The following is a 16980-nucleotide window of genomic DNA, read 5'->3' on the forward strand; positions in this document are numbered from 1 at the left end:
CAAACGCTTTGAATCCTGAAAGTGAGTAGATTCCAGGCAAAACCTCCTGATTTTAAAAATGCCGAATAATATTTCGATTAGATATAAATTATATTAAAAAAGATGAATTTATCTGGTCAACAATATAGGAAATTAATGGATGCTTTAATGGATGCTTTTCCTGATAAGGCATCACTGGAAAAAATGTTATATTTTGAATTAGATAAAAGTCTAGATATAATTGTAGGTGGTAGTAATTTACAAGATATTGTCTTTAATTTAATCAAAGTATCAAAAGCTGAGAATTGGATTGAAGATTTAATTAATACCGCACGTAAGTCAAATCCTGGAAATCCAAGTTTAAAAGCTATTGGTGAAGAATTGTTAGCAAATCATCATCAAGAAATACTATCTGTCCCTTCTCCTAAGACTCCAATTCAACAAAGTACTCAGCAACAAAAAATCCTAATTTTAGCAGCAATTCCCCACGGACTCCGCTTGGATAAAGAAATTAGAGAAATTGAGGATGCTATCCGCAGAGCAAATAAACGGGATTTATTTGACATTAGGACAAGAACTGCTGTCCGTCCTCAAGATATTCGTAGAGCTATTGCAGAAGAACAGCCTCAAATTGTTCATTTTTGTGGACATTGCTTGGAAGATGGCATATTACTGTTAGAAGATGAAGTGGGAAATAATAAGCCTGTTTCACCAAAAGCTTTGACATCTCTGTTTAAATTGCATCTTGATTATGTGAAATGTGTTTTGCTTAATGCTTGTTATTCAGAAAAACCTGCTGAAGCAATTAGCAAGTATATCGATTATGTAATTGGTATGAATAATTCAATCAAAGAAAGAGTAGCGATTGAGTTCGCTAGAGGATTTTATGATGGGTTGAGTTACAAAAATTCAGGTAATAAAGATGTGTTTCAAAGAGCCTTTGATGAAGCCATAGTTGCGATTGAAATGGAAAATATTTCACAAGGAGTGATACCAGTTTTAAAAAAAAAGTCTTAAATGAGTTCACTATAGAGAAGCTACTAATTACTGAAACTCAAAATACCTGGAAAAATGAACTTAGTAGCGAACACAATATCGACTATACATATCTTCAAGATTTACTGAAAGCTGAACAATGGAAAGAAGCGGATCGGGAAACTCTTGCTGTTATGCTGAAAGCAGCCGATAGAGAGAAGCAAGGGTGGTTTAATAATGAATCCATCGATAATTTCCCCTGTAACGATCTCCGTACTATAAATCAACTTTGGATACAAAATAGTAATAGGCGCTTCGGGTTTAGCGTGCAAAAGCGCATTTGGGAAAGTGTTGGGAGAGACTATGAAAAGTTTGGTGAGCAGGTTGGCTGGCGAAAAGGAATGTTGACTAAACAGTGGTTGTATTATCGAGAAATTACTTTTAATATTAATGCCCCTTTAGGGCACCTTCCAACTTTTATGGCTCCTAATATCTCAAGTTGCTGGGGACCTTTTGCCAGACTCGTGTTGAGACCACTAGGTTTCTTCTCACGCGAAGACTTATAAGCTACATTCTGTACTATAACCCAAATTCTGTACCCGAACTTTCACAAAAGGGTTTTTAGTGATTATTTTTTCGATAATAAAGAGTTAAAAAATACCTTGATTACCTACAATATCCTATTATTTATGGTCTGCTGAAAAAGTAATAAAAAATCAGATAATTACCTTTTCTACATGTCGTGAAAAGTCAGTAATTAAAGGGGTCTACTGTGGTTGGAATGTCTAATGGAACATGCGTCTGATTTGTAACAGTTTTAGAAGATTCTGGTTTATTCTGCTCAAATATATCTGAGATTACTCGTGTAACAACATGATTACCATTAGGTAAAGTGGCAGCAAAAATTTTACTTTTCAATTGAAACTTAATTCGGTTTCTGAGTGGATAACTACTTAAAAGTTTTTCTAAAGTAGACAGAAACTTGCTCATATCTAATCGTTCATTAGGATCGAAACGCAGACAACTCTGAAGAAATTGTTTCCATTCTATGGTTCCTTCTTTATTTAAAGTGTGTCTTCGTAAAGGTATATGCACAATGGGATTGTAAAATACATCAATTTCAGTATTATAACTTCCATAAAATCCAGGTATCATAAGTTTACGCACCTCACCAAGTAAATAACCACCTGTAATATCAGTCATTATCCTAGCCAATGAGTAAACATCAGATTTGAATGAAATAGGATCGCCCATAATTACTTCTGGAGCAGACCAATTTGGTGTCCAACCTGGAGCAATTTCACCTTCAGCTATATCAAACCCATCTATAATTATTGGTCCATCACTAGACAGTAATATATTAGAGGGCTTAATATCCGCATGTACTAATACTTTCTGTTTATGATAATCCTCAATAGATTGAGCTATCTTGAGAAATAAATTGCCTACCGATTGCCGAGCTAAGTAAAAATCTATCTCTTTTACGAATTCGCCATAATCGGAAAAATATTCCATAGCATTGTATGTGAGATACTCTTCAAGAAAGCTAATTGGTTTAATCGTAATATTCTTATCTTCTATACTTAATGCGGATTTGAAGTGAGACTTTGGAAGGTTTATTTCTAATGGGTCGGCAATAGAATTTATACTGGGTTTGAAGAAAACATCCGGAAGGTTTACTTCAAGTGACTCTAAAATAAAAGGATGCCATTCTACCCATTTACCATTTTGTTTACCTACAGAATATAACTTATTGTCATTGAGAGATATTCCGAGAAATCGATTTAAGCCTCCCACAGATTCCAAATTTCCATATTCTTCAACTTTTTCCGCTTTATTTACTTTATCAATAACTTCTGGGTTAGTAATAATATCTCTGTCGTATAGTTCTTCTTCTTGATATAGGGTTGAATCTGATTCAGAAATCAGACTGCTTCTCGTTTTTATTCTTTTATTTGATAAAGAACAGCTATCAACTATGCGAAAAAACAAAGATTCAAAAAGATTAGATAAATTATTTTGACTAACAAACAATTCTTCCGATTGACCATTTTTCATATGTACAGTATATATTCGTTTTTGCTTGCTAAGTGATACAAGCAGTTCATTAAAAATAGCATCCGGAAATTCTACTGTTAAATCTGGTTTACTAATATGAAGTTTGTCATAAAAATTATTTAATCCATTGGAACGATTAATCTCAAGGAGAAAAAGTAATTTATCTTCTGCTCTTCCAAGTAAAATGTTTATATCAGGAAGTTGAGTAATTTCAGTATGTAGAGATATCTCTTTAAGAGAAACATAATCCGGAAATTTTATCAGCTTAATGCCAGTATGTTTATTTACAAAATCAACTATGGCTTCAGTTACAAGCCCTGCTAAATTATCAGGGCTTGAAAAAATCTTAACCGATTGAGCTTCCTTGATTCTAGCTTTGAATTTTTTCAGCTTCTCCCTGTGCTCAAAATCGAATAGTGCCGGAGGCCAGGCATAAGAATCATCAATAATGAAAGGAAGAATGGGGATATTATTTTTTACTGCTGTATTGTATACAACTTCAATGGCACTATACTCCATATCCTTTGGAATATACCCGTATTTATGTGCAATAATTATTATGAGTAAGTCTGCTTTTTTTACTCTATCTGTGAAGTTTCCATGAGAATAATATTCGTCTTTTGGCCAGTAGAATTCATCATCACTGAAGGAAACTAATGAGTTTATAGAATTCAATATAGCCGTCTTATGTTTATGTAAATCTTGAAAAGTTGATGAAACGAAAATACGTAAATTTTTAAACGTACCTATTTGATCTTGAAACATTAAAAAACCTTTCTAAGCTATTGAATTTTCATTTGTTAATATCTTATGTAAGGCGATGTGAAAATTTTCAAAAACAAAAGTATCACCCTATGTTTACTTGAGATATTACGATCATTGTAGGACTCCTATTTCGATACCCCCTGAGATATCCCTCTTCTATCATTTTTCAGGTATTCTGAATAAATAAAAAAAATGAATAAAAAAAATTCTACAAGGTAAGTCGAGCAATGGATATAGAGCTATAAATCCTTAAACATTTGCCAAGAGATTCTCACTCGACAGTCTCGGTGATAGACGAATATTAGTGATTAAGAGTTATTTCTATGAAATCCTTTTCCTGTTTACTTTTGTAAGTTTTTGTCCTGTACTGAGATTTTAGATATTGACTTCAGTTGCAGCAAAAAAATTATATATGTCAACTAAAAAGCCGTGGGTTAGCTTACTTCAAAGTTATACTAAACATTAAAACTTGTAATTATATGAGCGATCGTCGTGCAGACTTTTGACTATACAACTCTCAAAGCTGTTTGCAGCGATATTCGCGATCGCTGGCTTCCATCACGTTTAGAACAGGTTCACCAACGTGATAAATATACTATTGCAATTGCGTTGCGTACTCTCAAAGGGCGAAGTTGGCTAGATATTTCTCGCCATCCTCAAGCTGCGAGAATTTGTATTGGCGAACCACCACCACGAAAACCAGACACTTTTACTTTTAGTCAACAATTGGTACATCAACTAGGTGGTTTGGCATTAATAGAAATAGAAACTATTGCTCCTTGGGAGCGGGCGATTGATTTAAGATTTGCTCGTCGTCCCGATGAGAGTCCACTGTATCACCTATATGTGGAAATTATGGGTAAGTACAGTAACATGGTTCTTACCGATGCAAACAATCAAATTATTACTGTTGCCCATCAAATCAGTCAACAAAAATCTAGCGTCCGTTCCGTACTCACAGGACAATTATATGAAGCTCCACCTGCTTTAACTAACAGTATTCCCAGTTTAAGTGAGCCTTTTGAGCGTTGGTGGGAACGAGTAAGTTTAGTACCAGGAAGTATTAAACGTCAATTACTTAAGACTTATCGCGGGATATCGCCATCACTACTTGAGTCAATGTTGCAAGTATCGGAGATTAATCCTCAAACTCATACTGATAAGTTAACATCCCAGGAATGGCAAAAGCTTTTTCAAACTTGGCGAGTTTGGTTGCAATCTTTGGAGCAAGAAAGCTTTAATCCGGCTTTGACAAAAACTGGATATACAGTTCTTGGTTGGGGTGGAGTTGAACCCGTTCAAGATATCCAAGTATTGATCGACAAATACTATACGGAAAAACTCAATCAACAAGCTTTTTCCCAACTGCAACATCAATTAAATCAGAAAATCAACAATTTTTTGACCAAACTGCGTGTGAAGGCGCAAAACTTTGAGGAACGTTTGCAGCAATCCGATCGAGCAGATGAATATCGTCAAAAAGCTGATTTATTAATGGCTCATCTGCATGAGTGGAAACCGGGAATTCAAAAGATGGTTCTACCTAACTTTGAAAACGGGGAACCAGTGAAGATAAAGCTTGAACCCGATAAAAATGCTGTTCAAAATGCCCAAGGTCTTTATAAAAAACACCAAAAACTTAAACGTGCTCGCTTTGCAGTTGAACCTTTACTTTTAGAAGTCAAGGATGAAATTAATTATTTAGAGCAAGTTGAAGCATCTATTTCTCAAATAAATAATTACCAAAGTACGGAAGATTTACAAGCTTTGGAAGAGATTCGTGAAGAGTTAGTGGGACAAAAATATTTAGAAGATACAGAATATCGTCGTCGCAGTTCTACTCAAACAGCTAGTACCAATTTTCATCAATACCACACTCCAGGCGGTTTTGAAGTTTTAATTGGTCGTAACAACCGCCAAAACGATCAACTTTCATTCAAGATAGCAGGTGATTACGATCTGTGGTTCCACGCTCAGGAAATTCCTGGAAGTCATGTACTACTTAGATTGGAGGCTGGAACTACACCAAAGTCAGAAGATTTACAATTTGTTGCAAATCTCGCAGCTTATCACAGTCGCAGTCGTCAAAGTAAACAAGTTCCAGTGGTTTACACCCAGCCAAAATATGTTTATAAGCCTAAAGGTGCGAAACCGGGAATTGCGATTTATAAACAAGAGCAGGTTATTTGGGGTAAACCGTATTTAGTTGAGGGAGATTAGGGTGAGCCCGCGCCTTACGGCGTTAGCATAGCGTGGCGTTAGCCATATGGGTATTAGGGATTGGGGATAGCACTGCGTGCCGCCGCAAGCGGCATATGGGGATTGGGGATTGGGGTGAGTCCGCGCCTTACAGCGAGTGGAGATTGATACCAAATCCGATTTTTAAAACCCCTTTATATTTTTTGGGATTTCCCCCCACACTTCCCACACCTCCCACACTTCCCTCTCTCATTCTGAAAAGGGGTAATTAATCCGGATTTAGTATGAGATACCAATTACCAGCGCTCGCAATTGCTGCAACTAAATTCTGCTCGGCGCAAACTCACCCAATCACCAGTCGCCAGTACCCAATTGCCAATCTAAAACCCCCTATCCTAAGTAAATTCTTCTTAAAGATAGAGGTTGATTTAGTTTCTCTTATCTTTTTTTGATAAATTTTCACTAAAAATCTGTGTTGCCTGTTACAATATTGTTAAGAAACATTACCCGATGCGTTTTGGGAACGCGCCGGATAAGGTTTAACTCTTTTGAGAAGACAACGTTAAGAAAAGGTTATTTTACGGACCAGCTGTGGTAGGCTGGTCTTTCTTTATTCCTCTGAGGACAAAGTATTTATTTCTTGACTTGAGACTGAAAATTACTTTCTCTTCTCCAATCAAGAGTCAAGGAAGTAAAATTCTAGATCTTGATAAATTAATGTCAGAAATAAAATGCCAAAAATAATTTCAGATTGTGTAATTTCAGATTTTGTAATTTCAGATTTTGAGTTGCTGATTAGAAAGTAAAGGTTGTTCTGAAAGTTCCAATTACAATATCGTCGTTGTTGCTGTTGTGGTCAGGGGCTGTGAGCCAGATGACTCCTGGTGTTACACTAATGTTGTCATTAACTTTGTACTGATAGAATGCCTCAATGTGATAAGAGGTATCGCGATCCTCATTTAAACCATCAATACTTGAATCGGTAACTTTTGGTTCCATACCGAATATTATACCACCTAAGTTGCCTTTTTTGCCTAAATCTGGTAAGCCAAGGGTTACAGCCCAATTCCAGACATCCGCTTGACCGCGATCGGGGAAGGCTGCAGATGTTGAAAGATTGCGTACATTTGAATAACCAGCCCAACCGCCTAATACTAGGTTTTTACTCAGACCTAAAGAAGCTTGAACGCCATAAGAATTACTCGAGTATGGAGTATCTGCAAGATTAGTTGCATTGTCTATAGGTGATGTAACGTTTAAAGTCGCTGCATTACTTCCTGCACCTCCAAATTGGTTGTAGGAATTAATGTAGGTTAAACCAACTTTGAAGCGGTCGCTAGGCTCTAGGGTAAGTTGCGCCAATGCTCCATAAGACCCTTGAAATAAACCATTATCAGTACTTGGATCGCTAGCAGAACCCGCTAAGTAAGCCAAACTTAAAGATAAGCCCTTACCAAATTCCTGAGTAACGCCAACACCAGAACCATCCATTGCTCCATAAATTGGGTTACGAGTACCGAAGGTAGATAAAGCACCTTCTGTACCGTCACCGTCAAATAGGTTAACTGTATCGACTACATCATCTGCTGCACCAGCATTGGCGATGGCAATAACGTTAGTTTTTTTAGTCAGCGGAAAACTGTACCATAAAGCATCTAAAGCTGCATCATTGTCTCCTGTATCGCCAGCAAAGGCTAACCCACCTTCTGGAGTACCCAGATCGGGGGCAACAATATTATTAGTTTGGATTCGAGTGTAAAGGGTATCTTTACCAGTGAAACTGCTAACGAAGTTAATTCGCGCTCTAGCTCCTAGGGCTGTATTATCATCATTTGTGTTTCCTTCAAACACATCAGTTATACCCACAACCAATTCTCCTTCGAGTTTGGATGTAGTTGAAAACTGATTTGCTTCTAGTTCTGCTGTACGTGCTTCAACCGCATCTACACGACCGCGTAATGTTGCTAACTCTGCTGAAAATTCTTCTTGTAATCTTTCCAGAGCAACAATATCTTCCTTACTAACTGCATCAGCAGTAGCAGTTGCAATTAATTCATTTACTCGGTCGAGACAAGCATTTAATCCTGCGGCAAATTCGTATCTTGTCAATGCTCTATTTCCGCGATAAGTGCTGTTGGGATATCCTGCGATACAGCCATAACGTTCTACCAAGGATTGTAGTGATTGAAATGCCCAATCCGTTGGTTGTACGTCTGATAGTTGAGATACGGAGGTAACTTGTGCCATGAGTCGATCTTGTTTGGCACTTTCAATGTGAACTTCTGGATTGACGATCACAGAATTTGACTCTGTTTGAGATTCTGTTGCAGCAGATATTTCATTTGCTGATGCTATAGTCCCAAAATTCGCGATCGCTGCAAAAATTGCTGAACTAGTAAGCAAAGATTGCCAAACTTTTTTCATATTTTTATTCCTCACACTGAATATTAGCTGTATGACAAAATACTCTCTACAGCCATGATTTTATTGAGAAATATTATTAATCCAATCAGTGTAAAAAGCAATGTTTTTAACGACAATCTTATAAAAATAGTAGTTATTTGTTAATCTAAGCTGTAAATTTATTTACGCGTATTTAAAGTAATATTTCTATTGAATAATGCTTAAATTAATTATGCAAATGTATTTTTGCTTGAAATTTGAGCAATACTTATTTTTGTATGATAAAACAGTTACAGAACAAAAACAAAATATTTAAAGTAACAAGCTACTTTTATTAAGCTTAACTGTATTGATATTAGCTTGCATTAATTTGGTTAGATATAATTTTTTTATTACATATATTTTGGGTTGGATAAAGTAATTTATTTGATGTAATGAATTGTGCTCCAAAATAATTCTCGTCTCAAAATCTTGAATCTAAAAAAAAATTTCGCTAAAGCTTGCAAAATTCTGTGACCTTTGCTATTGTTAATAATCGTAAATTCAAATACGTCCGCCGGGATAGCTCAGTTGGTAGAGCAGAGGACTGAAAATCCTCGTGTCACGAGTTCAAGTCTCGTTCCTGGCATACATAAATCCTTGAAACTGGTTTTAGTTTCAAGGATTTTTATTACAGTAATAATATCGAAACAAAAATATAGCCTTCGTTGCGTAGAATTGCGAAATCACACCTCAAGCCTGACACCCTAATAGTCGCTGACTTGTTCTTGCAAAAACTTATCGAAGATGAATCGATCAGGGAGAGAAGGTTGTGCTCCCGGCTTGGTAGTAGCTAAAGCACCTGCTGCAGCGCCCCAAACCACTGCTTTTTTTAAAGATTTTCCCTCGGCTAATGCTGTGGCAAAACCAGCATTGAAAGCATCACCAGCAGCAGTTGTATCAACAGCTGAAACGGGAAATGCAGGAAGAAAAAATCTTTGGTCGGGGGTCGCACAATAAACTCCTCGCTCGCCAAGTTTTATCAGTAGGCATTTCAAATTAACATTGTTGAACTTATTGGTACCCCTGGTCATCTTTTGTAATAACAGATCTGCTGCTCTGTGGGCTGACTCTTCCCCATCAACAGTAAAACCTACTAACTGTCCGGCTTCTACTTCATTCGGAGTCATAATATTCACCAGGGATAAGAGTTCTTCAGGAATATCAGATCGTGCTGGTGCTGGGTCAAGAATGACAGTTACACCCCTGTCTCGAGCTGCTTTTGCTGCTGCTAAAACTGCAGGAATAGGAATTTCCAATTGCAGTAAAAGCGCTTGTGCTGTTGGTAATAAACGGGATAATCGTTCGACATCATCCAGATCTACCCTTCCATTTGCACCTGGTATGACAATGATTTGATTTTCACCCGCATCGTCAACAGTAATAATTGCAACGCCAGAATTAACGGTTTCATCGACAAAGACATTTTCAGTTTCCACACCAGCAGCTTGTAAATTCGCAATCAGCTCGTTACCAAAACTTTGAGCGCCAACACGTCCCACCATGTGGGTTGGAATTCCCAAACGCGCGATCGCAACAGCCTGATTTGCTCCTTTACCTCCGGATACACTAAAAAAATCTCGTCCTAGCAACGTTTCTCCTGCTAGTGGTAACCGAGGTGCTGTCGCCACTAAGTCTTTATTTATGCTGCCAAAGACGATAATGCTCATAAACTTATTAAAAATAGCGAACCAGCGAAATAATATGCCATCAGATAAGTCCGATGCAAAGCGATAGTAAAGATTTACTTGTTTTTAAACACATCTACTTTCGATTGCTCAAAATTTCACAAGCTCCTGTTGTTTTGAAAACAGGTATAGAGTGTATTGCAAAGTTTTAAGGTAAATATTCACAAATAAATTTTATAGTCGATGTTATCTTTGACTACAAAATTTACAACTATATATCGCATATGGTGAGGTCTATGAAGAAGAGTTTATTTGCTGGTGGAATAATTTGCTTGCTACTAGGGACTGGAATCAAGTATGTACAAACCCCCGCACACGCACAACCAAGAGCAGAACAAAAATCACCAAACGTATCTACAGATACAGAAAATTCTGAACAACCCCAACTAAAAAGTCCCCAAGCATCTAAAGTTAAATTACTCAATCGTGGTGCAGAACCCAGACAAAAATTGCGCTTTCAACCTGTCGCTGGTAGCAAACAGCAGTCAGTGATGATGACAAAAACCAATATGAAAATGTCACTTGATGGAAAGCCAGTACCAGCTTTTAATATTCCTGCTACTGAAGTAACCGTTAATACTGTTGTTAATAAGGTGGAACCGAATGGAGATATTAGCTACGATTTCTCCTATTCAGACATAGATGTCATTAAAGACCCCAATGTCCAACCACAAATACTTGAAGCAATGCGAAAACAGTTTGCACAACTTAAGGGAATGAAGGGTTCTGGAGTGATGGATAATCGTGGTAATCCCAAAAAATTTAACTTGGTTGCATCTGATATTAAAGATCCAATGCTCAAACAGATGATGCAACAAGTCAGTAATTCCCTCAGTAAAGTATCTTCTCCTGTTCCTCAAGAAGCTGTGGGTAAAGGAGCTGAATGGGTCGTAACCAATAAGGTTGGTTTTAGCGGTATAAATATCATCCAAACACAAACATACAAACTATTGGATATTAAAGATGGTGTTGCAACTCTCCAGGCTAAAGTTGACCAACAAGCCCAAGCAATGCAAAAAGTGACTTTACCAGGACTACCACCCAGCGCCGCACTAACTCTTCAATCTTATAAAGGTAATGGAGAGGGAAAATACCAAATAATGCTCGATAAATTAATGCCGATTACTTCTAATATCTCTGTTGCTTCTAATGTGAATTGGAAAGGTAAATTTACCTCTAAACAAGAAGATACAAATATGAATCAAGAAGTTTTGGTAAATGTAAATATGAAGTCAAAATAAAAATTCTTCTTCTTTACATACCTAGAAAATATCACCAATAAGAGATAAGAACAGCCAAGAATGCAAATAATTCTTGGCTAAATTTCTATTTGTTTGTTTTTCCATTGAACTGAATAGTTGTAATTTTACTGGTATTAATACAAATCTCAAATAGGTAGATTTTATCTACTATAATTGATATTATTTTTATCTTGAAATTAACTCTTCAAGAGTAGAGAATAATTAATTTTATTATGTAGTAATTATGGCATTTATATCATCGTCATGAATTGTATTTTATTAACCTTGCTGTAATACTAAATACTATGAATAATATTTCTTCAGGCATACTATATAATAGAAATTTATTATATGTTACAAGTATCTATAGTTATGTGTAAAATTAGTGTATTTTGTCTTTGCAAAAGATATTTATTTTGGTTTATATAATCTCTAATTATACTCTAAAAAATGGGTTTTTATTTTACCTAAAACCAATACAAAATAAAAGTATCTTTCCAAAACACGTTTAGTAGAAATCACACTTTTGTATACTAAACTTTTGTATACTAAGCTGAATAAGAATATATCATTCAACTTTAATTCAACTTTAAAACTAGAAGGTAATTATTAACCATGCCTTTTCGGATTTTGAGCTTAGATGGCGGTGGTATTAGAGGGGTCGTAACAGCACAAATACTCTCATTAATTGAAAGGCAAATTGAGCAACCATTAAATGAGTATTTTGATTTAATTGCAGGAACTTCTACAGGTTCTATTTTAGCTGCAGCTATAGCTACAGGGATTAGAAGCGAAAAAATAGTAGAATTCTACAAAGAGAACAGTTCACTAATATTTCCTTACCAGAGTCGCTTTTCACTTAAAAGAATAAAATTAATTTTTAAGCATGGAGTATCAGCACCCAAGTACTCAGATCGAGGTTTAACTCAAGTATTAAAAAGTGTTTTTGGCGATAAAACTATTTTTGATATCCCTTCACCATTATTATTAATAGTTGCTTACGATACGATTGAAAGAAAGCCAATTGTTTTTAAAAGTTGGCGTCAAGATAAAGGTTATGGGAATATTCCCTTATGGGAGACTTGTGTTTCTTCTGCCTCTGCACCAACATATTTTCCCGCACATAAATTAGAAAAAATAATAAATGGTCAAGTTTACAAAGCATCGATAGATAACATCTATTTAGATGAAGATGCTTCATGTACAAATAATATATATAACAATACATTACTGAAAATTATTAGTGGTCCTGGAAGTGGTCAAACTCGTAAAATCAAGAAATATATAGGGCGTCCCAGAAAAGCTATTTTAGATAAAGCCTGGAAGCAAATACCCACTCAAAATTCTATATATTCAATTAAAACGATTTATTCAGCAATTGATGGTGGTGTAACAGCAAACAATCCATCTGCATGTGCTGTAGCAGAAGCTTTGAGATTGGGTCATTCCTTAGAAAACATTACTGTACTTTCTTTAGGTACTGGGGATAGAACGCGAATCATCCCTTTTGAAAAAGCTCATCATTGGGGTTTAATACAATGGGCACAACCATTAATAGGTGTAGCATTAGATGGATCGGCAGATGTATGCGAATATATAACCGATCAAATGGTTCGCTCCAGACTATTACGTTTACAATTTAAATTAGATCGAGAGTTAACTGGTAAACGATTGAGTGATGATATTGATGATGTTAGTAAAGAAAATATAAATAATTTGATCGAAGCTGCAGAAGTATACCTCCGACAACCAAATGTAGAGAAGTCGTTAAAAGAATTCTTAGAAAAAAATAAATAGCTAATTATATATCAATGATCGATTAGTAATTACTAATTCCCAATTCCTAATCAAAAATCACCTTAAAATATCACCAGACTCCACATCAAACCAATGAATATTTTGGGGAGGTAATACTAGTTTTATTTCCTTACTATCCCAACTTTGATCTGTTGGTAATAACGCACGAATTGTTAATGCTGGAGAATGAGAACTTTTTACATGGATGCTTACTAAGTTGTGCATTCCCAAGTTTTCCACTAGAAAAACCTTTCCTTGAATTATCTGTTTGTCATCATCGGAAGTTACTAAACGAACATTTTCTGGACGAATACCCAGAACAATTTCTGATGGTACGGTAGGGATATCTGGTAATTGAATCTGAAAATCACCCAGCATTGCACTGCGACCTTTACAGGGTAGATTTAGTAAATTCATTTGCGGACTACCGACAAAACCAGCAACAAATAAATTAGCTGGATGATTGTAAATTCGTTCAGGTGGATCCAATTGTTGGATATAACCATTATTCAGAATTGCGACCTTAGAAGACAAAGTCATTGCTTCTGTTTGGTCGTGGGTTACATAAACCACTGGTGCTTTTTCCCTTGCAAATATTTGTTTGAGATCTGCACGAACTCTTTCTCTAAGTAGTGCATCTAAGTTACTCAATGGTTCATCCAGCAAATATACTTCAGCACGCCGTACTAATGCTCGACCAACTGCGACTCGTTGTCTTTGTCCTCCTGATAATTGACCTGGTTTGCGATGTAGTAATTCTTTTAAACCAAGAAGTTCCACAACATTTGCTACGCGTTGTTGAATTTCAGCCCGAGGAACTTTTTTTAGCTTCAGTCCAGATGATAGATTTTCATGTACCGTCATATGAGGATAAAGAGCATAACTTTGAAAAACCATCGCCATGTTGCGATCGCCAGGTCTTTTAAAAGTAATATCTTCACCTCCCAGAATGACTTTACCGCGAGTTGGTTCTTCTAAACCCGCAATCATTCGTAGAGTGGTAGATTTTCCACAACCACTTGGACCCAATAAAGTAAGGAATTCATTATCATCAACCATCAAACTAACGTCTTTTACTGGGATAATTTTTGATGTGTAAGTCTTATTTAAGTTTCTCAATTCAAGTTTAGACATTTTGAAATTGGTAATCGTTAATGGGTAACAGGTAATTGGTAATTGGTAATTGGTAATTGGTAACAGGTAATTGATAATTGGTAATTGGTAATTGGTAATTGGTAACAGGTAATTGATAATTGGTAATTGGTAATTGGTAATTGGTAATTGGTAACTGTAGCCCGTAAGGGCGTGGCGTTAGCCATAAACTGATAAATTAACCCTTAACAGCTCCAGCGGTAAGACCTTGAACAATTTTTCGTTGGAAAAATAATACCAATACAACTAAAGGAAAAGTTCCCACAACTGTTGCTGCGGCGATAGAACCATAAGGTATTTCATAACTGGATGCACCACCCAATTGTGCTGCAGCGATGGGAATAGTTTTCATGCTTTCCCGAGTAATAAATGTTAGAGCAAAAATAAACTCATTCCAAGCAAAAATAAATGTCAAAATTCCTGTTGTTACTAACGCTGGAACAGTCATTGGTAGCAAAATATAAACTAACATTTGCACCGTGTTGTAACCATCAATTCGTGCTGAATCTTCTAAGTCTTTAGGAAGTTGTTCAAAAAAGCTACGTAAAACTAAAATTGTGAGTGGCAAATTAATTGCTGTATAGGGAATAATTAATGCCAAATAATTATTACCCAAATGTAGCCATTGAATGATTTCTAATAAGCCTAAGAATAATAAAATGCCAGGGAACAAAGTTACAATTAAAATAGCAGCCAAAATAACTTTGCCACCCCATGGACGTAAACGAGCTAATGCATAAGCCGCAGGTGCTCCTACAGCTAATGCAAAGGCTGTTGAAACAAAAGAAATAAGGGCACTATTTAGTATATAAAGCCAAAAAGGACGCCTACTAAATAAATCAATATAATGTTTCCAAGTTAAACTCAGAGTAAAATAAGCCGTAGGAACTTCTTCTATAGCTTCTTTAGTTTTAAATGAAGTCAATAATTGCCACATTACAGGAGCAAGGCAAAAAATAGTAATTAGAACCACGGCAAGCCATAATAATATTTTTCTGCCTACATTTTTTGTAGTATTATTTTCTTCAGAATTAATTTTATATTTAGGAGAAACTGAAGTCATTTGTTTGGGATAATTGAAAATTTACTAACTGATAATTGGTAATTGGTAATTGTTAATTGGTAACTGTAGCCCGTAAGGGCGTGGCGTTAGCCATAAGTATGTTAGTAAGAAAAATCATAACTTGTTTGTAGTAGTGCTTTAGCGCTAAAGCGCTACTACGAGCCAAATACAGATATTTTATATTTATTCACATAGTTTACTTTTTTCTCGCCTACTTACTTAAACTATTAGCAAAGCGTGCGCGGTCTAGCGTAAGCGTACTGTAAGTATTGCGCATTAACTGATAATTAAAATTGCGAACTTCGAGAACGTAAATTTTTAAGCAGTAAGCTTGCTAGTACAACTGCAAAAATCAATAATAAAAATGTTACGACTACTAGCGCTGCACCATAACCAAAGTCCAAATAGCGCATAACGGTAGAGTAAATATACATCGACACAACCTCTGTTGCTCCACCAGGACCACCCTCAGTCATAACTTTAATTAAGTCAAAAATTCCAAAAGCTTGAGCAAAACGAAACAACATTGCAATCAAGATTTGTGGCATCAATAATGGTAAAGTTATTTGGCGGAAACTTTGCCAAGAAGATGCTCCATCTATAGAATGAGCTTCGTATAAATCTGGTGAAATCGATTGTAAACCAGCTAAAAGTAAAATACTAATAAATGGGGTGGTTTTCCAAACATCTGCAAATATTACTGCTACCATTGCTAATGTTGGTTCTCCCAACCAATTAATACCAGTATCTATAAAACCTAAGCGTAATAAAATATCATTAGCAACGCCAAATTGATCGTTAAATATCCACGCCCAAGCTAAACCAATTAATGCTGTTGGTAAAGCCCAGGGTAAAATTGCGACGGTGCGCATCACACCTCTTCCAACAAACTTTTGATTTAGGACTAAGGCGATACCTAATCCCAAGAGTAATTCAATAATTACTGATGCTGTGGTGAAAATGGTAGTTGTCCACAAACTATTCCAAAAACGACCATCTCCTACCATTCGTATGTAATTATCAAAGCCTGCAAAGATTGGCTGTAGTTCGGTACCCAAATTTTTTGTAAATAAACTTAACCAAAAAGCACGAATTATTGGATAACCAAATACGAGCAAAAGTAAGATTAAAGCAGGTAGTAAAAATATTAAGGCAGTTCGCTGTTCTCGACTTCGGATGGTTTGCATTTTTCTTATTTATTACCGAACTTAGGTAATTTATATGCGAGCTTTAGTTGTTTAGACTTAGTTTGCGATCGTTAGTGTGTAATTTTTAGATTAGAGTTGCAATTGTTAGTTAGTGGTTAATAGTAATGCTCCATATTTTTGTGTGCTTAAACTCTGTTGTATGTTTAAATTTTTCTCTTGAGGTTGTGTGACAGGTATTTCTTCCTGGAATAAATCGATGCTTTTTATATCTTGAATTTGTGCGTCATCTTGTGTGAATGATTTTTCTTCCAGTAGTGTGGGTATGACTTCCTCTAATGGAGATAAATCTGTATTTTCTAATACTGGCCTTTCTAATACCGGTTTTTCTAATATTGGTCTTTCTGATATTAATCTTTGAGGTAAGTTTGCGGATTTCTCTTCACTTATTTCTTGTACATTTAATTCGCCATCTG

General features: G+C 35.9%; 12 protein-coding genes and 1 tRNA gene. 6 read left to right on the forward strand and 7 right to left on the reverse strand.

Features of this window, described 5'->3' with window-relative positions; all coding sequences use genetic code 11:
- Positions 1-102 precede the first annotated feature (102 nt).
- Both BC008_RS12860 and BC008_RS12865 read left to right on the forward strand, forming a co-directional pair.
- On the forward strand, positions 103-996 hold the full coding sequence (locus tag BC008_RS12860) for an effector-associated domain EAD1-containing protein (protein WP_027843063.1): 894 nt from the start codon (positions 103-105) through the stop codon (positions 994-996).
- A gap of 77 nt (positions 997-1073) precedes the next feature.
- Positions 1074-1520 carry a GUN4 domain-containing protein gene (locus tag BC008_RS12865; protein ID WP_407657054.1) on the forward strand — a complete coding sequence of 149 codons (447 nt, stop codon included), beginning with the start codon at positions 1074-1076 and terminating at the stop codon, positions 1518-1520.
- Between the two features lie 184 nt (positions 1521-1704).
- On the opposite strand, the gene BC008_RS12870 is transcribed toward BC008_RS12865, so the two are convergent.
- Positions 1705-3777, reverse strand: a complete 2073-nt coding sequence (locus BC008_RS12870; protein WP_027843064.1) for a protein kinase domain-containing protein — start codon at positions 3775-3777, stop codon at positions 1705-1707.
- Positions 3778-4269: 492 nt separating this feature from the next.
- On the opposite strand from BC008_RS12870, the gene BC008_RS12875 reads away from it, so the two are divergent.
- Positions 4270-5997 carry an Rqc2 family fibronectin-binding protein gene (locus tag BC008_RS12875; RefSeq protein WP_027843065.1) on the forward strand — a complete coding sequence of 576 codons (1728 nt, stop codon included), beginning with the start codon at positions 4270-4272 and terminating at the stop codon, positions 5995-5997.
- A gap of 774 nt (positions 5998-6771) precedes the next feature.
- Here the strand turns inward: BC008_RS12875 and BC008_RS12880 are convergent.
- Entirely contained in the window at positions 6772-8400 is a 1629-nt protein-coding gene (locus tag BC008_RS12880; RefSeq protein ID WP_027845835.1) for an iron uptake porin, read from the reverse strand.
- 534 nt (positions 8401-8934) lie between these two features.
- Between BC008_RS12880 and BC008_RS12885 the strand changes: the two genes are divergently transcribed.
- Positions 8935-9007: transfer RNA gene (locus BC008_RS12885), tRNA-Phe, on the forward strand.
- Positions 9008-9125: 118 nt separating this feature from the next.
- On the opposite strand, the gene rbsK is transcribed toward BC008_RS12885, so the two are convergent.
- Positions 9126-10088 (reverse strand): ribokinase, encoded by a 963-nt coding sequence (gene rbsK / locus BC008_RS12890; RefSeq protein WP_027845834.1) that lies wholly within the window; start codon positions 10086-10088, stop codon positions 9126-9128.
- A gap of 254 nt (positions 10089-10342) precedes the next feature.
- On the opposite strand from rbsK, the gene BC008_RS12895 reads away from it, so the two are divergent.
- Together BC008_RS12895 and BC008_RS12900 are read left to right on the forward strand one after the other, a co-directional pair.
- Positions 10343-11347, forward strand: coding sequence for a hypothetical protein (locus tag BC008_RS12895; RefSeq protein WP_027845833.1), 1005 nt, complete (start codon positions 10343-10345; stop codon positions 11345-11347).
- 615 nt (positions 11348-11962) lie between these two features.
- A complete protein-coding gene (locus tag BC008_RS12900; protein ID WP_027845832.1) occupies positions 11963-13144 on the forward strand; it encodes a patatin-like phospholipase family protein in 1182 nt (393 codons plus the stop codon).
- Between the two features lie 57 nt (positions 13145-13201).
- Here the strand turns inward: BC008_RS12900 and BC008_RS12905 are convergent, their stop codons facing one another.
- The 4 genes from BC008_RS12905 to BC008_RS12920 form a co-directional block, all read right to left on the reverse strand.
- Positions 13202-14278, reverse strand: coding sequence for an ABC transporter ATP-binding protein (locus BC008_RS12905; RefSeq protein WP_027845831.1), 1077 nt, complete (start codon positions 14276-14278; stop codon positions 13202-13204).
- Entirely contained in the window at positions 14271-14471 is a 201-nt protein-coding gene (locus BC008_RS48280; RefSeq protein WP_058183549.1) for a hypothetical protein, read from the reverse strand. Before BC008_RS48280 ends, BC008_RS12905 begins: the two co-directional genes overlap by 8 nt.
- Before the next feature lie 3 nt (positions 14472-14474).
- Positions 14475-15359, reverse strand: a complete 885-nt coding sequence (locus BC008_RS12915; protein ID WP_027847096.1) for a carbohydrate ABC transporter permease — start codon at positions 15357-15359, stop codon at positions 14475-14477.
- 287 nt (positions 15360-15646) lie between these two features.
- Positions 15647-16546 (reverse strand): carbohydrate ABC transporter permease, encoded by a 900-nt coding sequence (locus tag BC008_RS12920; RefSeq protein ID WP_036265410.1) that lies wholly within the window; start codon positions 16544-16546, stop codon positions 15647-15649.
- Between the last annotated feature and the right edge of the window lie 434 nt (positions 16547-16980).

This window comes from Mastigocoleus testarum BC008 (assembly GCF_001456025.1).
GTDB classification, from domain to species: domain Bacteria; phylum Cyanobacteriota; class Cyanobacteriia; order Cyanobacteriales; family Nostocaceae; genus Mastigocoleus; species Mastigocoleus testarum.